This window comes from Pedobacter sp. NO84 (genome assembly GCF_059703915.1).
Genome location: NZ_AP046575.1, coordinates 3,237,053 through 3,255,849 on the forward strand (window position 1 = coordinate 3,237,053; position 18,797 = coordinate 3,255,849).

17 protein-coding genes are annotated in these 18,797 nt (G+C 39.4%); 14 read left to right on the plus strand and 3 right to left on the minus strand.

Annotation, left to right across the window (positions count from 1 at the left end):
• Window positions 1–16: 16 nt before the first annotated feature.
• Together AC6H0V_RS14220 and AC6H0V_RS14225 are read right to left on the minus strand one after the other, a co-directional pair.
• The gene (locus tag AC6H0V_RS14220; RefSeq protein ID WP_497560854.1) at window positions 17–931 is read right to left on the minus strand and encodes a DUF6607 family protein; all 915 of its coding nucleotides are present in this window, start codon (window positions 929–931) and stop codon (window positions 17–19) included.
• 267 nt (window positions 932–1,198) lie between these two features.
• Window positions 1,199–1,927, minus strand: a complete 729-nt coding sequence (locus AC6H0V_RS14225) for a DUF4397 domain-containing protein (protein WP_497560855.1) — start codon at window positions 1,925–1,927, stop codon at window positions 1,199–1,201.
• Window positions 1,928–2,421: 494 nt separating this feature from the next.
• On the opposite strand from AC6H0V_RS14225, the gene AC6H0V_RS14230 reads away from it, so the two are divergent.
• From AC6H0V_RS14230 to AC6H0V_RS14290, 13 genes are all read left to right on the plus strand, one after another.
• Window positions 2,422–3,060, plus strand: a complete 639-nt coding sequence (locus AC6H0V_RS14230; RefSeq protein WP_497560856.1) for a GNAT family N-acetyltransferase — start codon at window positions 2,422–2,424, stop codon at window positions 3,058–3,060.
• Between the two features lie 52 nt (window positions 3,061–3,112).
• Window positions 3,113–4,309 (plus strand): argininosuccinate synthase, encoded by a 1,197-nt coding sequence (locus AC6H0V_RS14235; RefSeq protein ID WP_497560857.1) that lies wholly within the window; start codon window positions 3,113–3,115, stop codon window positions 4,307–4,309.
• 131 nt (window positions 4,310–4,440) lie between these two features.
• A complete protein-coding gene (locus AC6H0V_RS14240; RefSeq protein WP_497560858.1) occupies window positions 4,441–4,791 on the plus strand; it encodes a cupin domain-containing protein in 351 nt (116 codons plus the stop codon).
• Window positions 4,769–5,788 carry an N-acetyl-gamma-glutamyl-phosphate reductase gene (gene argC, locus AC6H0V_RS14245; protein ID WP_497560859.1) on the plus strand — a complete coding sequence of 340 codons (1,020 nt, stop codon included), beginning with the start codon at window positions 4,769–4,771 and terminating at the stop codon, window positions 5,786–5,788. The genes AC6H0V_RS14240 and argC overlap by 23 nt, the downstream gene beginning before the upstream one ends.
• Window positions 5,789–5,816: 28 nt before the next feature.
• Window positions 5,817–6,947: an aspartate aminotransferase family protein gene (locus tag AC6H0V_RS14250; RefSeq protein WP_497560860.1), complete on the plus strand. Its 1,131-nt coding sequence runs from the start codon at window positions 5,817–5,819 to the stop codon at window positions 6,945–6,947.
• A 210-nt stretch (window positions 6,948–7,157) separates the two neighbouring features.
• Complete coding sequence (locus AC6H0V_RS14255; RefSeq protein ID WP_497560861.1) at window positions 7,158–8,129, plus strand: Rossmann-fold NAD(P)-binding domain-containing protein; 972 nt, start codon at window positions 7,158–7,160, stop codon at window positions 8,127–8,129.
• A 122-nt stretch (window positions 8,130–8,251) separates the two neighbouring features.
• Window positions 8,252–9,088: an acetylglutamate kinase gene (gene argB, locus AC6H0V_RS14260; protein ID WP_497560862.1), complete on the plus strand. Its 837-nt coding sequence runs from the start codon at window positions 8,252–8,254 to the stop codon at window positions 9,086–9,088.
• An 82-nt stretch (window positions 9,089–9,170) separates the two neighbouring features.
• Window positions 9,171–9,980, plus strand: coding sequence for a pyrroline-5-carboxylate reductase (proC, locus tag AC6H0V_RS14265; RefSeq protein ID WP_497560863.1), 810 nt, complete (start codon window positions 9,171–9,173; stop codon window positions 9,978–9,980).
• A gap of 77 nt (window positions 9,981–10,057) precedes the next feature.
• A complete protein-coding gene (locus AC6H0V_RS14270; RefSeq protein ID WP_497560864.1) occupies window positions 10,058–11,125 on the plus strand; it encodes a M20 family metallo-hydrolase in 1,068 nt (355 codons plus the stop codon).
• Complete coding sequence (locus tag AC6H0V_RS14275; protein ID WP_497560865.1) at window positions 11,115–11,690, plus strand: GNAT family N-acetyltransferase; 576 nt, start codon at window positions 11,115–11,117, stop codon at window positions 11,688–11,690. The genes AC6H0V_RS14270 and AC6H0V_RS14275 overlap by 11 nt, the downstream gene beginning before the upstream one ends.
• Before the next feature lie 87 nt (window positions 11,691–11,777).
• Window positions 11,778–13,109 carry an argininosuccinate lyase gene (gene argH / locus AC6H0V_RS14280; RefSeq protein ID WP_497560866.1) on the plus strand — a complete coding sequence of 444 codons (1,332 nt, stop codon included), beginning with the start codon at window positions 11,778–11,780 and terminating at the stop codon, window positions 13,107–13,109.
• Window positions 13,110–13,146: 37 nt separating this feature from the next.
• Window positions 13,147–14,400 (plus strand): pyridoxal phosphate-dependent aminotransferase, encoded by a 1,254-nt coding sequence (locus tag AC6H0V_RS14285; protein WP_497560867.1) that lies wholly within the window; start codon window positions 13,147–13,149, stop codon window positions 14,398–14,400.
• A gap of 141 nt (window positions 14,401–14,541) precedes the next feature.
• Complete coding sequence (locus AC6H0V_RS14290) at window positions 14,542–15,753, plus strand: glycosyltransferase family 87 protein (protein ID WP_497560868.1); 1,212 nt, start codon at window positions 14,542–14,544, stop codon at window positions 15,751–15,753.
• Here the strand turns inward: AC6H0V_RS14290 and AC6H0V_RS14295 are convergent.
• Window positions 15,746–17,326, minus strand: a complete 1,581-nt coding sequence (locus AC6H0V_RS14295; protein WP_497560869.1) for a peptide chain release factor 3 — start codon at window positions 17,324–17,326, stop codon at window positions 15,746–15,748. The two genes, AC6H0V_RS14290 and AC6H0V_RS14295, sit on opposite strands and share 8 nt — an antisense overlap.
• A gap of 353 nt (window positions 17,327–17,679) precedes the next feature.
• Between AC6H0V_RS14295 and AC6H0V_RS14300 the strand changes: the two genes are divergently transcribed.
• Window positions 17,680–18,723, plus strand: coding sequence for an FISUMP domain-containing protein (locus AC6H0V_RS14300; protein WP_497560870.1), 1,044 nt, complete (start codon window positions 17,680–17,682; stop codon window positions 18,721–18,723).
• The last annotated feature ends 74 nt before the right edge of the window (window positions 18,724–18,797 follow it).

Sequence of the window (18,797 nt, forward strand, 5' to 3'; positions counted from 1 at the left end):
ATCTAACTACGAATAATCACCCCAAATAAGTTTTAATAATTTTCTTAATGCCTTCTTTGTTTTGCGCAGAAGTCCAGTGCTCTTTAGCAGATTGATCGCCCAAGTCAAAAAGCTGTTCGTACAATAATTTATTATCAACCTTTGGAATAAGTTTTATCACCTTATTTTCGGCAAAAATAGTTTCCCAGGTCTCTCTGGCATCTTTCCAGAAACTTTCTTGATTTTTCCACCAAGTTTGAGCATAAGCAAACGATTTAGGATCAGTTCTAACAAATTCTTCCATTCCCTTCTCCATCGCCAAAAGCTTATCTCCACTATCTGAACGGATAATTTTCTTATTATCCTGCTCAAACATCCAACCTCCAGCCGTGAGGTAAAGGTTGTTTCCCCGATTCAACACATTGTAATCGCTTCGTTCTGTACTTTCCCGACGGGGTAATGGAGAATCGGTGTTGCTTTGCCACTGATGCCTCCCATCCACATGAACCCAGGTTCCTATGGCCTGGTAACGGGGGCTATCGTCAACCTGGTAAACCTTTTGTGTCCATTTACCTTTTACATCGTTGGCGTTTAGTATTACGCTTTTCCACGCGTTATCTTGATCGTAGGCCAGTATCTGTGTGTCTTCATAAGTCCAATCTTCTCGCCAATGCTTAATAATCATGCTATCCCCCCTCATTACCAATAAATGTTGGATTACGATTTTCTTAGGTGAGTCTTCTAGTATTACAGCCCATTCTTTTGCCGAAGACCGATGTCTTTCATGAAATTTATAGTCGTCGTTTGGCGAAAATGTTTCTGCATAATTAAAAGTGACCTTATAAAATCCGGCAAGCGATCTGATGGCTTCACGATCCTGATCAATTTTATTCTGTGCATTTAAACTTATCGAAATCACAAGTAATGCTAAAAGGAAATGTATTTTTTTCATTCTACTTCAGGTATCACAGCTAATTTGGATTAATTCTAAACAACAAATAAACAGTTAAATAAAGTATCATCCAAATTATTTTGAATAATTCTAAATAAGGAAAGGGGTTGGGTCCTAAAATTATTCAAGACGAAATAAAATCTTAGTCCACCCTTTAGCAACATGAATAGACCGCAAAGAGAAAAAAAACCTAAAAATCAATTTATAGCAAAAATCCCATGATTAAGTCACAGGATTTTGTAGTAAGCTGACGAGAAAATCTCCGTATTATAGTTTGGTGTTAACATTTACTTGCGCACTTAATGGAAGTTCTAAGCCACCAGCAGCTGGTGTATTTAAACCTTTTACAAGTACAGTATAGAACATATTAGCTCCCAGAACAACACTCTCGGTCGAAGTTTTTACGGTCCCGGTAGAGGTATCCTTAATATCAAATGTATAAGTGCCAGCAACGATGGGTGTAAATACGCTTGCTGTTTTATAGCTCTTATTAGTAATCACCGAATTTCCTCCTTTAACAAACAGATCCATGGGCTGAGAGTCTGGAGATACATTTACGAACCTCACAAAAGCATTCGTTGCCGATGTCGCACTTAGGTCGTCAGTTGTTAGAAATCCGTCTAGAGCAGCCGTCCTGCCAACCAAGAAAAAAGATTGATAAGTACTTGTGGCCAAACTAATATTTTTGGTATAGACATTATCAACTCTCCCGGCTACCGTAAATTTTAGGTCAAAATTTCCTGTCAATTGTTGGGTATAAGGAGTACTTCCTCCTAAAGGAAGCGCAACACTATTTATTTTGGTAGAGCCCAAATAAACATCATAGGTAGAAACTGTAGGCGATGCGTTGGTTACTGCCAAGGCGCTATATGCCGTATTGTCTACCACTTCTTTTTTGCAACTATTAAGGGTAATTATTCCGAATAGCGCAAATATTAAGTAAAAACTGGTGTTATGAAGTCGTTTGGCAACAGGGTTAAGGTGGTTGGTTATCATTATATGTAAAGAAAAGGTTAATGGTATTTTATACAAAGGTAAGTAGTATTCTCTTATAGTAGATGCAAATATGCTTTTATCATAAATAAAATGGTGTTAAACTTTGTTAAATCTAGCAAAGAGCATAGCGTATGGTGCCTGGCGCTCGATGCTCGATGCTCTTTGCCCCAAGCTCTTTACTCATGAAATCGTAAAAAAATCAGATAATTATTGCGGAACTCGATTTTTATTTAAACCTTTGCTCCTCAAGCAATTTAGTACGGAATAGCAAATTTAATAATGAGCAAGCAGATCACCTATACATTTTCAACTTTAGCAGCAAAGCAATTTGCTCCTAAACCCATGTATATTGAGCGCTTACGACCCGTATGCTTTATCCCCAATCGGCAAAACTTTACGCCGCGTATTTAGTACATTACTAATACCCAACGAGGAATTGATCCTCTCTAAAAACCCAATTAACAAGAATACCTTAATTTTTCGTTAAATAATTAATGAATATAAACGATTTTATAGTGCAGGTTGCACTTCCTGAACATCGTGCTTTTGCTGAAGAAATTTGCAATGAGATGGCCGAATCAGCCAAAGCACGAGGTACGGGCATCGCCAAGCGTTCTCCAGAATATGTTGCCGGGAAAATGGCAGAGGGAAAAGCGGTAATTGCTTTTCACAAAGATGGTACATGGGCTGGCTTCTGCTATATAGAAACTTGGAGCCATGGCCAATTTGTTGCAAATTCTGGGTTAATAGTTAGTCCGCCGTTTAGAAAAGCCGGATTGGCACACGGCATTAAAAAAGAAATCTTTGAGCTTTCTAGAACATTATATCCAAAAGCGAAAATATTCGGTTTAACCACTGGGCTAGCGGTGATGAAAATCAATTCTGATTTAGGCTACGAACCCGTTACCTATTCGGAACTTACGCAAGATGAAGACTTTTGGAAAGGCTGCCAAAGCTGTGTCAACTTTGAGATCTTAAAGAGCAAAGACAGGAAAATCTGCATGTGTACGGCAATGCTATATGATCCTGCAGAAAAGAAACATGAAGCCGCAAGGATCTTCGCAGAAGAACTACAAAAAAAGCCCGGTTTATACGAGCGTTTTATGCGCATTAAGCAAAGATTGGTTAAATAAATAATACTCATCGGATGGCTTAAGTCATCCGATGAGCAAAAACATATCATACATGAAGAAAAAAGTTGTTTTAGCGTTTAGCGGAGGATTAGATACCTCATTTTGTTGCATCCACTTAGCCGAAGATCGTGGTTTAGAAGTACATTCGGTTATTGTCAATACAGGTGGGTTTTCTGCAGAAGAATTGCAGGAAATCGAAAAACGTGCCTATGCATTGGGTGTCGCATCCCACGCAGTGGTAGATGAAACCGAAAATTATTACAAAGGCTGCATCAAATTTCTGGTATTTGGAAACGTGTTGAAAAACGCTACTTATCCCCTTTCTGTAAGTGCCGAACGTGTAAGCCAGGCAACTGCAATTGCAAATTATGTTAAAAAAATTGGAGCGGATTATGTAGCCCACGGAAGCACCGGAGCAGGTAATGACCAGGTTCGCTTTGATATGATTTTCAACATCCTTATCCCAGGAGTAGAAATCATTACGCCAATTAGGGATCTGAAATTATCCCGCGAAGCGGAAATAGAATATCTAGCCGCCCATGGCGTAGAATATAGTGCCGAGAAAGCAAGATATTCGATTAATAAAGGCCTTTGGGGAACATCAGTTGGTGGTAAAGAAACTTTAACATCTAATGAAACCTTGCCAGAAAGTGCTTGGCCCACCCAAATTTCAGAAAGCAATGCACGTAAACTAGAATTAACCTTTAATCAAGGCGAATTGGTAGGTATAGATGGCGAATCATTGCATCCCGTTAAGGCCATTCAAAAATTACAGGCTATTGCCCAGCCATATGGTATAGGCAGAGACATCCATGTAGGAGATACCATCATAGGAATTAAAGGAAGGGTCGGGTTCGAAGCTGCAGCACCTATTATTATCATAAAAGCACATCACACATTAGAAAAACATACGCTTACTAAATGGCAATTGAGCTGGAAGGAGCAATTATCTTCATTCTATGGCAATTGGTTGCATGAAGGACAATTCCATGATCCGATTATGCGCAATATTGAAGCTTTTTTAACAGACACACAAAAAGTGGTTAGCGGAAAAGTATTTGTAGAATTATTGCCTTATCGCTTTCAGATTATTGGTATTGAATCAAGCCATGATCTAATGAGCAATAAATTTGGCAGCTACGGCGAAATGAACAATGCATGGAGTGGTGATGATGTAAAAGGTTTCTCGAAAATATTTGGCAACCAAGTGATGATTTGGCATAAGGTTAATGAAGAACTAGAACAATAATTGAGTTGAGAGTTAGCAGTTGAGAATTAACAGTTTTGGATGCCTAATCCCATCTATGTAATCCTCTAAATCCCTGCCTGCCGGCAGGCAGGTGTGTAATCAACCGCGAAGCGAAAGAAAGATATGACCTAATGATAAATTTAATTTCAAAGCAAAATCCACTTTCACACTACAAATGGGGTGATGATTGTGATGGATGGAATTTTGTGAGCAAAGCTGAAGTAGCAATTAAACAAGAATTAATGCCTGCAAATAGCGCAGAGAAATTGCATTTTCATACACTTGCTGAACAGTTTTTTTACATTTTGAAAGGAAACGCCACATTTTTAATAGAGAACGAAAGGATTAGTGTAGGGCCCAATAACGGACTGGTAATCACTCCAGGTAGTAAGCATAAGATCATGAACAATGCAGAAGCAGATTTAGAATTTTTACTTTTCTCCTATCCATCTACAGCAAATGACAGAACAGATTGTGAATAATAAAATTAAAGCAGGAATTATAGGAGGTGCCGGATATACCGGAGGTGAAATGTTGCGCATTTTAATTAACCATCCTAACGTGGAGATTGCCTTTGTAAATAGCACCAGCAATGCAGGAAACTTGGTTTCTGATGTGCATACCGATCTAATTGGGGATACAGAGCTAAGATTTACGGCGGATATCAATAAAGATATCGACGTGCTGTTTTTATGTGTTGGCCATGGTGATGCAAGAAAATTTTTAAATGCAAATCCAATAACTGATAAGATTAAGATAATAGATCTCTCGCAAGATTTTAGACTAACTGCAAACTCCCATCCCGATAGCTATGGGGACCAAACTGCAAACTTCATTTATGGCCTACCCGAACTTAACCGCGAAGCCATAAAAAAAGCAAACCATATTGCTAACCCAGGATGTTTTGCCACATGTATCCAGTTAGGACTATTGCCCTTGGCTGCTAAAGGTTTTCTAAAAAATGAAGTACATATTAATGCTACTACAGGATCTACCGGCGCCGGACAAAGCTTAGCTACAACATCGCACTTTAGTTGGAGAAACAACAATCTATCGGTATATAAAGCATTTGAACATCAGCATTTAAGTGAAATTGGGGAATCTTTAACTCAGCTCGGCTCCCCTTTGGGAGCGGGACTATTAAATTTCATCCCACAGCGTGGAGATTTTACACGTGGCATTTTAGCCGCAATGTACACCGAATGTGATCTTAGCATTGAAGAGGCGCAGAACCTGTATGAAGGTTATTATGCTAGTCATCCCTTTACGCATGTTAGCAAGAAAAATATCGACCTTAAACAGGTGGTAAATACCAATAAAGCCCTAATCCACTTAGAAAAGCATGGAAATAAAATCTTTATAGTGAGTATTATTGATAATTTATTAAAAGGAGCAAGTGGACAGGCGGTTCAGAATATGAATTTGATGTTTGGACTTGATGAGCGGCAAGGATTAAATCTTAAAGCCACAGCATTTTAATCATCAGTTTCACATTAAAAATTAGAACATGAACTTATTCGACGTATATCCCCTAAACGACATAGAAATTACCAAAGCATTAGGCAGTAATGTTTGGGATGCAAACAACCAACAATATTTGGACCTTTATGGCGGTCACGCCGTGATATCTATAGGCCACACTAACCCTCATTATGTAAAACGCTTAACCGATCAACTAAACAAAGTTGGCTTTTACTCCAACTCTGTTAAAATTCCATTGCAGGTTCAGCTTGCCGAGAAATTGGGAAGGGTTTCTGGTAAAAAAGACTTCCAGTTATTTCTGTGCAATTCAGGCGCCGAAGCAAATGAGAACGCATTGAAACTAGCTTCATTTTATAACGGAAGAAAAAAAATAATCGCGTTTAAGGGTGCCTTCCATGGCCGCACATCATTGGCTGTTGCCGTAACCGACAATCCTAAAATTGTGGCTCCGGTAAATGAAAACAACAACGTGATTTTCTTACCTTATAATAATGAAATTGCTTTACAAGAAACTTTCATGGCACAAGGTGATGAGATTTGTGCGGTAATTATCGAAGGCATCCAAGGCGTGGGGGGCATAAAAGAGGCCTCAAAAAGCTTTTTACAAAAAATCAGATCACTTTGTGACCAATACAATGCAGTGTATATTGCTGATAGTGTACAATGCGGTTACGGGCGTACAGGTCTGTTCTATTCGCATGATTATGCAGGTGTTGAAGCTGATGTGTATACCATGGCAAAAGGAATGGGCAACGGCTTTCCGGTAGCGGGGATTTCAATCGCCCCCAAATTTAAACCTTGGCATGGAGAATTAGGAACAACTTTTGGCGGCAACCATTTAGCCTGTGCAGCCGCACTAGCTGTGTTAGAAATAATGGAGCAAGAAAATCTGATGAGTAATGCAGAAGAAATTGGAAACTATCTTATTGCCGAACTCAAAAAGTTTAAAGAGGTAAAAGAGGTTCGTGGTAGGGGTCTAATGATCGGAATAGAACTTCCTGAAGAATTAGCAAACGTTAAAAAGGAGCTCCTTTTTACCCACCATATCTTTACAGGAGAGGCAAAACCGAATGTAATCCGCTTATTGCCGGCTTTAAATTTAACCAAAGAGCATGCTGATGAGTTTTTGGATGCGTTTGGTAAACTTGTAAAATAAACATACATACTCGTCATTGCAGGGCACGAAGACCCCCTTAATAACAGAGATTGCTTCGAACCTCGCAATGACGCCAATAAAACAAATGAAGTTAAAGCAATGCTGATTGGCTTGATAAAAAATTGAGAATAAAATAAACAACCGAGGCTGGCCTATTTTGCGTTTTGCAGAAAGCTTTAGGCTTTAAGCTTTTACCTTTAAGCAGTAAAAATGAAACTATTCACTTCCGTAAACGATATTAAAAGTATTAAGCAAATGGTTAAGGATGCGCTTGCGCTAAAAGCAAATCCATATGCTCACCAAGGCCTAGGTAAAAATAAAACCTTAGGACTGGTTTTCATGAATCCTAGTTTGCGTACCCGGTTAAGCACTCAAAAGGCTGCGCTTAACTTGGGCATGAATGTAATGGTGATGAACCTGGATAAAGAAGGATGGGCATTAGAAACACAAGATGGGGTGGTAATGAATGGGTCAACTGTTGAACACATCAGAGAAGCCGCAGCGGTGATGGGCCAATATTGTGATATTTTAGGCCTGCGTTCCTTCCCTAAGCTCACCAACCGCGAAGAAGATTATAATGAAGATTTTTTTAATAAGTTTGTTAAATACTGTGGTGTTCCGGTAGTGAGTTTAGAGAGTGCAACCCGCCACCCACTTCAAAGCTTTGCCGATATTATAACGATACACGAGACCTGGAACCCAACTATTAAAGGAGCTAAGCCCAAAGTTGTATTGGCCTGGGCGCCACACGTTAAAGCGTTGCCCCAAGCAGTGCCCAATTCGTTTGCAGAGTGGATGTGTAAGGCCCAACAGGAAGGTATGTTAGATTTTACCATTGCCCAACCCGAAGGTTATGATCTTTCCGAAGACTTTACCTCAGGAGCGAAAATCGAATATAATTTGGAAACCGCATTAGAAGGTGCAGATTATGTGTACGTAAAAAATTGGAGCAGTTACAACGAATATGGAAAAGTACTTACCTATCCCGATGGGTGGATGATGAACAATGAAAAACTGAAATTCACCAATAATGCTAAAATAATGCACTGCTTACCGGTTAGACGAGATTTAGAACTGTCCTCAGAAATACTTGATGGTCCTAATTCTTTGGTAATCCACGAGGCAGCAAATAGGCTTTGGGCTGCGCAGGCAGTGTTGAAAGCGATGCTCGAAGAAAGTTAACAGTTAGCAGTTTGTTCGAAGGAGTCCCTTTGGGAGAGTTGGCAGTTCTGGATGGCTAGAAGACATCGGTGAAATCAACTAATCTGTGTAATCAACCGCGAAGCGAAATTTGAAAAAACAAAATGAACAATCTTACCATCATAAAAATAGGCGGAAACGTAATCGATAATTCCCAGAATCTATATCAGTTTCTACTAGATTTTACTGCCTTGCCAGGAGCCAAGATTTTGGTTCATGGTGGAGGAAAAATTGCAACAGAAATAGGTGATACCTTAGGCATCGAGGCCAAAATGATTGATGGTAGAAGGATTACTGATATCGAAACCCTAAGGCTTGTAACTATGGTATATGCCGGGCTGATCAATAAAAATATGGTAGCACAGTTGCAGGCAAAAGGAACCAATGCCATCGGTTTAACCGGTGCAGATGGAAATATCATAAAGGCCCATAAACGCCCTGTGGTAAAAGTATCCCCTACCGGTGGAGATCCGATAGCTAGCGGATTAGACGGGGCTATAGATTTTGGTTTCGTAGGCGATCTGGACGAAAACTCTGTATCTTCAGCTACGCTTGATCAATTACTTAAAGCTGGTTTAACCCCAGTCTTATGTGCCATAACTCATGATGGAGATACGCAATTGCTAAATACAAATGCCGACACCATCGCCTCGGCAGTAGCCATCGCAATGTCTTCATTATATGAAACAAATTTGGTCTACTGCTTTGAAAAAAAGGGTGTTTTGATAGACGTTGAGGATGATTTTTCTGTGGTTAGAGAAATCAGGTCGGATGAAGTTGAGAGGTTAAAATCAGATGGCATTATTGCGGGAGGAATGATTCCCAAACTGCACAATGCCTTTGAAGCCATAAAAAAAGGAGTTAAAGCAGTTTATATTGGCAAGGCCGATGAACTTAATGAACTGGGAAGAGGCGAGTTTGGAACTAAAATGCTGAAGTGAGCTTGGCGCGGGGAGAGTTGGGAACATAGTACAAATCGGTGAAATCATCTTAATCAGTGTAATCACCCGCAATGCGAAAATTATGAAAAAAATAACAATTATTGGAAGTGGAAACATTGGTCTTTCTTTAGCTAGAGGACTTGTAAACAAAGCCTATTGTAAACCAGAACAGCTTACGCTTACTAGGCGTAATTTAAAACTAATGACCGATGAAATTGCTGCGGGGTTTAACGTGAGCGACAATAATATCGTGGCTATTTATGATGCTGATATTATAGTGTTAGCTGTTTTACCGCAACAATTGAAAAAAGTGCTCGAAGAAATCGCTTCGTCCATTAATCCAGAAAAGCAATTGGTAATTTCGGTAGTTTCCGGTGTAACCTGCGCGGATGTGCGCAAAGAAATTGGCAATAATGTACAGGTAATTAGAGCAATGCCAAATACAGCGATCGCTATTGGGCAAAGTATGACCTGTATAGCAAGCGACAATGCAATTGATAAGAATTTAAAAGAAGTAACTGCTTTATTTGAAACAGTTGGCGCGGTGGTTACCATTAACGAAGACCTGATGACCTCTGCTACTGCACTCTGTGCTTGTGGAATCGCCTTCTTTTTAAGGAGCATTCGCGCAGCATCACAAGGCGGAGTTGAAATTGGCTTCCATGCACACGATGCGTTAAAAATGGCCGTCCAAACCGCCAAAGGCGCCGCAGATTTATTGCTGCTTAAACAAACCCATCCCGAAAGCGAAATAGATAAAGTAACATCTCCAAAAGGATGTACCATAGCCGGCCTAAATGAAATGGAACACAATGGATTTAGCTCGGCATTTATAAAAGGGATAAAATTGTCTGCTTTAAAGGCTGGCAACTTATATACCAAAGAAGATTAAGAGGTAAGATGTAAGATGGAAAGATGTGCGTATAAGATCTGTCTCAATACGCAATACGCAATACTCAATACCAGATTATGATTGAAAAATTAATACAAGAATCTACCAATCTGCTTCGTGAGCTTATCAAAACTCCTTCTTTTAGCAAGGAAGAACAGCAAACTGGCAATAAAATAGAACTTTTTTTACAGCAGCATGGTGTAAAAACCAAGCGCAAGCTCAATAACATTTGGGCCTATAATAAGTATTTTGATCCTACCAAGCCCACCGTTTTATTAAATTCTCATCACGATACCGTAAAACCAAATTCTGGTTATACACGAAATCCATTTTCGCCTGATATTGTAGAAGACAAATTATTTGGATTGGGAAGTAATGATGCGGGAGGCTGCCTGGTTTCGCTAATCGCTACTTTTTTGTATTTCTATCCCCAAGAAAATCTGAGTTATAATTTCTGTCTGGCAGCAACTGCCGAAGAAGAGATCTCTGGAACCGACGGCCTGGAATTGGTGATCCCAGATCTGGGCGAGCTAGAATTTGCTATCGTTGGCGAACCAACAGAGATGCATCTTGCTATTGCCGAAAAAGGACTCTTGGTAATTGATTGTACTGCCCATGGGAAAGCCGGTCATGCCGCCCGCGAAGAAGGAGATAATGCAATCTACAAAGCATTAAAAGACATCGAATGGTTTAAAACCTATCAATTTCCTAAAGTATCAGAAGTTTTCGGTCCGGTTAAAATGACCGTAACCATCATTAATGCGGGATCACAACATAATGTTGTTCCGGCAAGCTGTATTTTCACTGTTGATGTGCGTGTAACCGATTCGTATACCAATGAAGAAGTGGTGGATATTATCAAAGAAAATGTGAACTGTGAGGTGGTTCCAAGATCAGTGAGGCTGAAACCCTCAAAAATTGATAAGGAACACCCCATCGTACAGTCTGGCATAGCTTTAGGCAAAAATACCTATGGATCACCAACCACATCGGATCAGGCCTTGCTTTCGATCCCATCATTAAAATGTGGGCCAGGATTTTCCGGAAGATCGCATATGGCCGATGAATTTTTATACATTGATGAGATTAGACAAGGTGTTGAAGGATATATTGCCATGTTAAAATCTGTGGTAAATGGAAAATAAGCTAAAGCCAATCCTTCAGAATAAAAAAGTAATCTTACGCCCGCTCGAACTTAGTGATGAATCAGCATTGTGGCCAATCGCCCAAGAAAAGGAACTTTGGATTTACGGAATTAAAGATTTGAGTGTGCCCGGCGAGTTAAGGAAATACATTGAAAGTGCCATCAATAATAGAGAGGAAGGCCATACGTTAGTTTGGGCAATTATTGATGCACAAAGTGGAAAAGTGGCCGGCTGTACCCGCTTGGCAGAAATTAGCTGGTTTGATGAACGTGGGCAGATTGGATGGACTTGGATTGGTAAAAAATTTCAGGGAACGGGTTTGAATAGAGCCATGAAGTACGAAATCTTCAAATACGGTTTCGAAACCCTAGGCTTTAATAGAATAGAGCTTAAAGCCGATGAACGTAATCTTCAATCACGCAGAGCGATGGAAAAAATTGGCGCTAAATACGAGGGTACCTTACGTGAACATATCAAAATCAGGGACGGATTTATCAGAAATACCGTTTTTTATAGCGTGTTAAAAAGCGAGTGGCATGAGGTGAAACGGGCGTTAAAACCCTAAGGTACCACAGTTTGTCAATCTTTAAAGATTGACAAACTTTATTAAGTACTTTTGTTGTAAAAAAATTGATCAAATCAATAGTTAACCATGAAAATCTGGCAAAAAAATATTGAAGTTAATAAAGGGATTGAAGCATTCACCGTTGGTAATGATAGATCATTAGATCTACAGATGGCCGCTTTTGATGTTTTAGGTTCTTTAGCACACGTAGAAATGTTGGCCAGTATTAATTTATTAAGCATTGATGAATTAAATGAGGTTAAGGCAGCCTTAAAAATTATCTATAAAGAAATAGCTGCTGGCAAATTTACTATAGAAGAAAGTGTGGAAGATGTACACTCGCAAGTAGAATGGCTATTAACCCAACGCGTAGGCGAGGCCGGAAAAAAAATCCACAGCGGGCGCTCTCGAAACGACCAGGTGTTGGTTGATCTTAAACTTTATTTTAGGGCCTGCATTCAGGAAATGGTAGAAAATACCAATATCTTGTTTAAGCAGCTCATCAGCTTAAGCAATGCCCATGCAGATAAATTGTTGCCCGGCTATACGCATCTGCAAATTGCTATGCCTTCCTCTTTTGGCCTTTGGTTTGGCGCTTATGCCGAAAGTTTGGTTGATGATTTGGAAATGATGTTGGCCGCCTACAAGGTTTGCAATAAAAATCCCCTTGGCTCCGCGGCAGGTTATGGATCTTCCTTTCCCTTAAACAGAACAATGACTACCGAATTGCTGGGTTTTGATAAGTTAAATTACAATGTGGTTTATGCCCAAATGGGCAGGGGCAAAACAGAAAGAATTTTGGCCCAGGCCATGTCTTCGATCGCCGCTACGTTAGCTAAGATGGCAATGGATGTATGCCTTTTTATTAATCAGAACTTTGGTTTTATCCATTTTCCTGATGAGCTTACTACCGGTTCGAGCATTATGCCGCACAAGAAAAATCCTGATGTATTTGAGCTCATCCGTTCACGTTGCAATAAAATCCAGGCACTGCCCAATGAAATTGCACTAATGACCACCAATTTACCTTCGGGCTATCATCGTGATCTGCAATTATTAAAGGAGAATTTGTTTCCTGCTATGACATCATTAAATGAATGCTTAGAAATGACCACTTTTATGCTACAACATATCAGCGTAAAAGACCATATCCTGGAGGATAAAAAATACGATTATCTTTTTAGTGTTGATGCAGTAAACGAATTGGCCTTAAATGGTGTACCCTTTAGAGAAGCCTATAAAATTGTAGGCGAAACCATAGACAATGGTACTTTTACGCCAAACAAAAAAGTTAAGCATACACACGAAGGCAGCATCGGCAATTTATGCAATCCGGAAATCGAAATGATGATGGAAGAGATCTTAAAGCAATTTAAGTTTGAAAAAGTAAACAAAGCCATCGAAAATTTAGTTAGATAAGAACAACGCTAATCGCCAAACGCCCAACACATACAGAATGAAAGTATCTAACTTAGCAAATACACTTATTGGTTCAGAAATCATTAAAATAGGCAACGAGGTTAATGAAATGAAGAGAAAAGGAGCTCAGATTGCCAATTTAACCATAGGTGATTTTGATCCATCTATTTTCCCTATTCCAAAAGATCTTGAAACAGCGATTGTTAGTGCCTATCATGCGGGTCATACGAACTATCCCCCAGCTGATGGGATTTTAGCCCTACGTGAAACGATTACTGGTGTATTGCACGACCGTTATCAGCTTAGCTACCCTATTAATGAGATTTTGGTTGCCGGTGGTTCCCGTCCGCTTATTTATGCACTGTATTTAGCATTAATAGATGCTGGAGACACCGTAATTTATCCAGCGCCATCATGGAACAACAATCATTATTGCCATCTATCATCAGCAAAGGGTATAGCGATCACTACCACGGTAGAGAATAACTTTATGCCTACCGCAGCGCAGTTAAAACCCCATTTAAAAGGGGCTACGTTATTGGCATTGTGCTCTCCACTAAATCCTACTGGCACTATGTTTACCAAAGAACAATTGCAAGAAATCTGTGATATCGTTATCGAAGAAAACCAATCACGCAACGCTGGCGATAAGCCCTTGTATATCATGTACGATCAGATTTATTCACTGCTCACCTTTGGCAAAGCGCACGTTGATCCGGTAAGCTTACGCCCTTCCTTAAAAGATTATGTAGTTTACATTGATGGCATTTCAAAATGTTTGGCCGCAACAGGGGTACGGGTGGGTTGGGCGTTTGGGCCCGAAGCTATCATCGGCAAAATGAAATCAATTCTAGGACATATCGGCGCATGGGCACCGAAAGCAGAGCAGGTGGCTGTAGCCGAATATTTTAAAGACAAAGAATTAGTTGACTCATATTTAACCCGTTTCAAAGCCCAAGTTCAAGATAGCCTGGAAGCATTATACCAAGGTTTTAAAGAACTAAAAAGCGAAGGCTTCAACGTAGATGCAATAGTTCCAATGGGTGCCATTTACCTTACTTTAAAGATAGATTATATTGGAAAAACAACTCCAGAGGGAGAAATACTTAAAAATAGTGCCGCTATAAATTTCTATCTAATAAAAGCAGCTCAAACTGCCATCGTTCCGTTTTCTGCTTTTGGAAATGATGATCAGATGCCATGGTTTAGAGCCTCTATTGGAGGATGCTCTCTTGAAGATATCAAAAATATGATGCCTCGGATAAAAGAAGCGCTGAGCAAACTAAAATAGGTCTCCAATCTGAGCAAACTCAGGACTATGGACTTAGAACTTCAGAATACAATAACGTTCACTCCAAATAAGAGTATGTAAAAAATATCGATTTACTTGCGGGCTTCATATTTTGTATTATTTTTGATACAAACATGCTCAATGAATCTAAAATTACCGTTCTCTACCTCTTTTTCCTTAGAAAGTGAGTCCCAAAAGAAAAAGCTGGCATTGGTTATTTGGTTAATCATCACCATTTTTTGTGTGGTCCAGTCGCTAATTACCCACCGTTTTAATAATTATCTAATCTTCGAAAACACATTTCGAAACCTGATCAATCAGCAATCATTTTATGCTGAATATCCCACATATCATTTCGATTCCAATCATTACGGACCCATTTTCAGCCTATTTTTTATGCCTTTTGCACTTTTGCCAAACTGGCTGGGTTTCTCACTATGGAATCTTTTCAACTGTTTAATTTTATTTAAGGCAATAGAATCGATTGACATACAAAGACATGCGCCTTTATATTATATAGCTATTCCGTGTTTTGCAGCCGCATCATTAAGCCAACAGTTTAATCCCGCAGCAGGGGCCTTTATTATTTTAAGCTACACACAGTTAAATAGAAGCAAAGGTTTTTGGAGTGCAATGTTCATTATGTTGGGCACTTTTATTAAGCTATATGGTATTGTTGGGCTAGCTTTCTTCTTCTTTGTGAAGGATAAGAAACGATTTATTATCTATCTATTATTTTGGGGAGCATTGTTTTTTGTCTTACCTATGCTGTTATCCTCTCCCAGCTTCATCAACCAATCCTACAAAGAATGGGCAGTTTCCCTCATTCATAAAAACAACAATAATATTTTAGAGCCATCTGTTGATATCTCGATCATGGGATTTATCAGAACCATTTTTGTGAATCACAATCTCTCAAACACCATGTTTCTGATTTTAGGAATTGGGATTTTTGGATTGCCTTATCTTAATTTTAAAGCTTATAAAATGCGCACTTTCCAGCTCTATATTTTAGCAAGTGTGATACTCTTCCCTGTTTTATTTAGCACCGGCTCAGAGGATTGCACCTATATAATTGCCATTACAGGAATTGGGATTTGGTACGTGTATGAACAAAAAGCCTTCAAAAAATGGTTTTACGCCATTATTTTTATTTTTTCGTGCGATTTTCCGCTACTACTGTTTCCAAAAATAGCAGAGCAATATCCTATTCTTCTAAGTATGCAGAGTGTTCCCTTCTTTTTGATCTGGGTAATTATAATCTGTAAAGCCGCGCTAATTAAAAGGGAAGGAGATGTGCAGTTCACAAACAATAGCATCCTGACGCAGTTAAATCCGTATCGACCTACTTAAACTCACTTGTTTTATGAAACTCAATATCCGGATAATCTCTCATTGTCATATTGATCATAAACTCATTGTCGGCTAAGTAAACCGGATTTCCATCTTTATCTTCACCAATGTGTTGTTGCTTGCGCTTCAAGAACTCTCCAAGTTTTTTAGGATCTTTAGACGTTACCCAATTTGATCTGCTATAGCTTAGCATTCTGAAATGCGCCTTAGCACCATATTCGTGCTCTAGCCTAAATGCAATTACCTCAAATTGAAGATCCCCCACCGCGCCTATTACCTTTCTGTTACCAGGTTGCATAACAAACAACTGCGCTACGCCTTCTTCGGTTAGCTGCTGTAACCCCTTCTCCAATTGTTTTGTCTTTAATGGATCTCTATTTTCTACTTCTTTAAAAATCTCAGGAGAAAAGCTTGGAATTCCTTTAAATTGAAGTTTTTCGCCTTCGGTTAACGTGTCTCCAATTTTAAATGTTCCACTATCGTACAAACCAACTACATCGCCCGGCCAGGCCTCTTCAACAATACTTTTTTCGTTGGCCATAAAATCCATCGGATTGGAGAACTTGATCTTCTTATTATTTCTGGTATGGTAGAAGAATTTATTTCGTTCAAATTTACCAGAACACACCCTTAAAAAGGCGATACGATCGCGGTGATTTGGGTCTAAATTAGCATGGATCTTAAATACAAATCCACTGAAATTTTTCTCGGTAGCCAACACCTCACGCTCTTCTGCTTCGCGGCTTTTCGGACTTGGGGCAATAGTTACAAAGGTGTCTAACAACTCCTTGATTCCAAAATTATTAATGGCACTGCCGAAAAATACAGGTGCTAACAATCCTTCTAGGTACAATTCTTTATCCACTTTTCCGTATACGCCTTCTACCAGCTCAAGATCTTCTTTTAGATTATTTAAAGCTTGGGCGGGCAAAAATTTTGCAAGCTCTTTATCTTCCAAATTGCTTACTTCAATTACAGGGGCGCTAATTTTCGTTTTATCAGGCTCAAATAAATTAAGGTGATTGTTATAGATGCTGTACACACCCTTGAAGGTATGTCCCTGACCAATGGGCCAACTTAAGGGACATAAACTAATATTTAATTTATTTTCAATTTCATCTAATAGGTCAAAGGCATCTTTACCTTCTCGGTCCATTTTATTAACGAAAATAATTACAGGCGTATTTCTCATCCTGCATACCGACATTAATTTTTCGGTCTGCTCTTCAACACCTTTCACACAGTCTACAACCAAAATTACACTATCAACTGCTGAAAGGGTACGATAGGTATCCTCCGCAAAATCCTTGTGCCCCGGAGTATCCAAAATATTAATGCGTTTCCCATTATATTCAAACCCCATTACAGAAGTAGCTACAGAAATACCACGCTGCTTTTCAATTTCCATAAAATCTGAAGTGCTGCTCTGGTTGGCCTTATTTCTTTTTACGGCACCCGCTGTATTAATTGCTCCACCGAACAATAAAAATTTCTCAGTTAAGGTTGTTTTCCCAGCATCGGGGTGACTAATAATGGCAAAGGTTTTTCTTTTTTCTATTTCTGGGTTAACCATGGAGTGTAATAAGTGAATTGTAATTTTAAAACCGCTAAATATAAATGCAGTCCCAGAAGGGATGCCTTGACATGCTTTATAAAAAGCGTAGTGGGCACAATAATGCGGTAGCGCGTTTCATGAAATGCAAAGGTAAGCATATTTACAAGTATTTATAAGATTACGCAAGTGAAATATGAACGCCATTGGTCAGCTTTAAAAATTCGCTAAGCCTAGGGCTATACCTAAATGAATAAAACATGGGTTAATCCTTGCTTGCACTTTAAAAATACCCAGAAATAGGTATTGTATGGCTGTTTAAATATTTTTCTATTTAAAAAAAATTTTAAGCTATGAAAAAAACGTTTTTCTCAATGATTCTATTAATAATCGGATCAACTGCATTTGGCCAGACCAAACCGATTAAAAAACCAATTGGAACTACGCATGTTCCCATTACAAAGTACGGCGCTTTAGCCATCGATCGAGACAATGGATTCTATTACGGTTGGGCATTTGATCAGAAAACCTTAGCCAGTGCTGAAAGCACGGCCATGCAAGAGTGTGCAAAACGCGGTGGGAATTGTAGCATCGTTCTGTCTTATTCTGGGGCAGGTTGTGCTGCTTATCGAACAATAGACGGTAAAGTAGGGACCGCCTTTGGGTGGGGACTTGGTAAGACAAAAGCCGAAGCAGATGCTATTGCTACCGAAGAATGCCTAAAAAGAAGTGGAGGGATTAGTCCTACTAGCTTCGTTTGGGCTTGCAACTCAGCTCAAAGTGCTCCTTTGAAAGAAATTTATAATGCTTCTGGAGAGATCGCAGGGCCAGTAACTATTGGCAACCAGGTTTGGAGCGGAAAAAATTTAAGTGTGGCCTATTTTAGAAATGGAGACCCTATCCCTCAAGCAAAAACACAAAAGGATTGGGAGATAGCCTGTCGTGAAAAAACTCCTGCTTGGTGTAATCTGGAGTTCGACAGTAAAAACGATGCAAAATATGGGAAATTATATAATTTCTACGCTGTTAGCGATCGGAGAAACATTGCGCCAGCGGGATGGCATGTTCCTTCTAAACGAGAATTTGAAATTTTAATCTCGGCCTTAGGCGGAGAAAAAGTTGCGGGAGTAAAAATGAGAAGTAAACGTGGATGGGATGTAAAAGACAGTTATAACTTCTCTTACGGAAATGGTGATAATTCGTCGGGCCTGAATTTGCTACAGGGCGGAAGTGCGGGCAGCGATGAATACGGGGGAAACCCATCCTTCCTTTACGGAAAGTGGATCTGCGGTTGGTGGACCACCACCGTTTTCAGCCAGTATCTAACTTACGCTTTTGACTTTGATAAATACTCTCGCCCCCGATTAGCAGAATCAAATAAAGATACAGGGTATTCCGTACGTTTAATTAAGGATTAATTGGAACTCCTTCTCATAACAAAGAGCGGGTGTTCGGCCCGCTCTTATATTAAAAAATTAATTACTTATTCTAT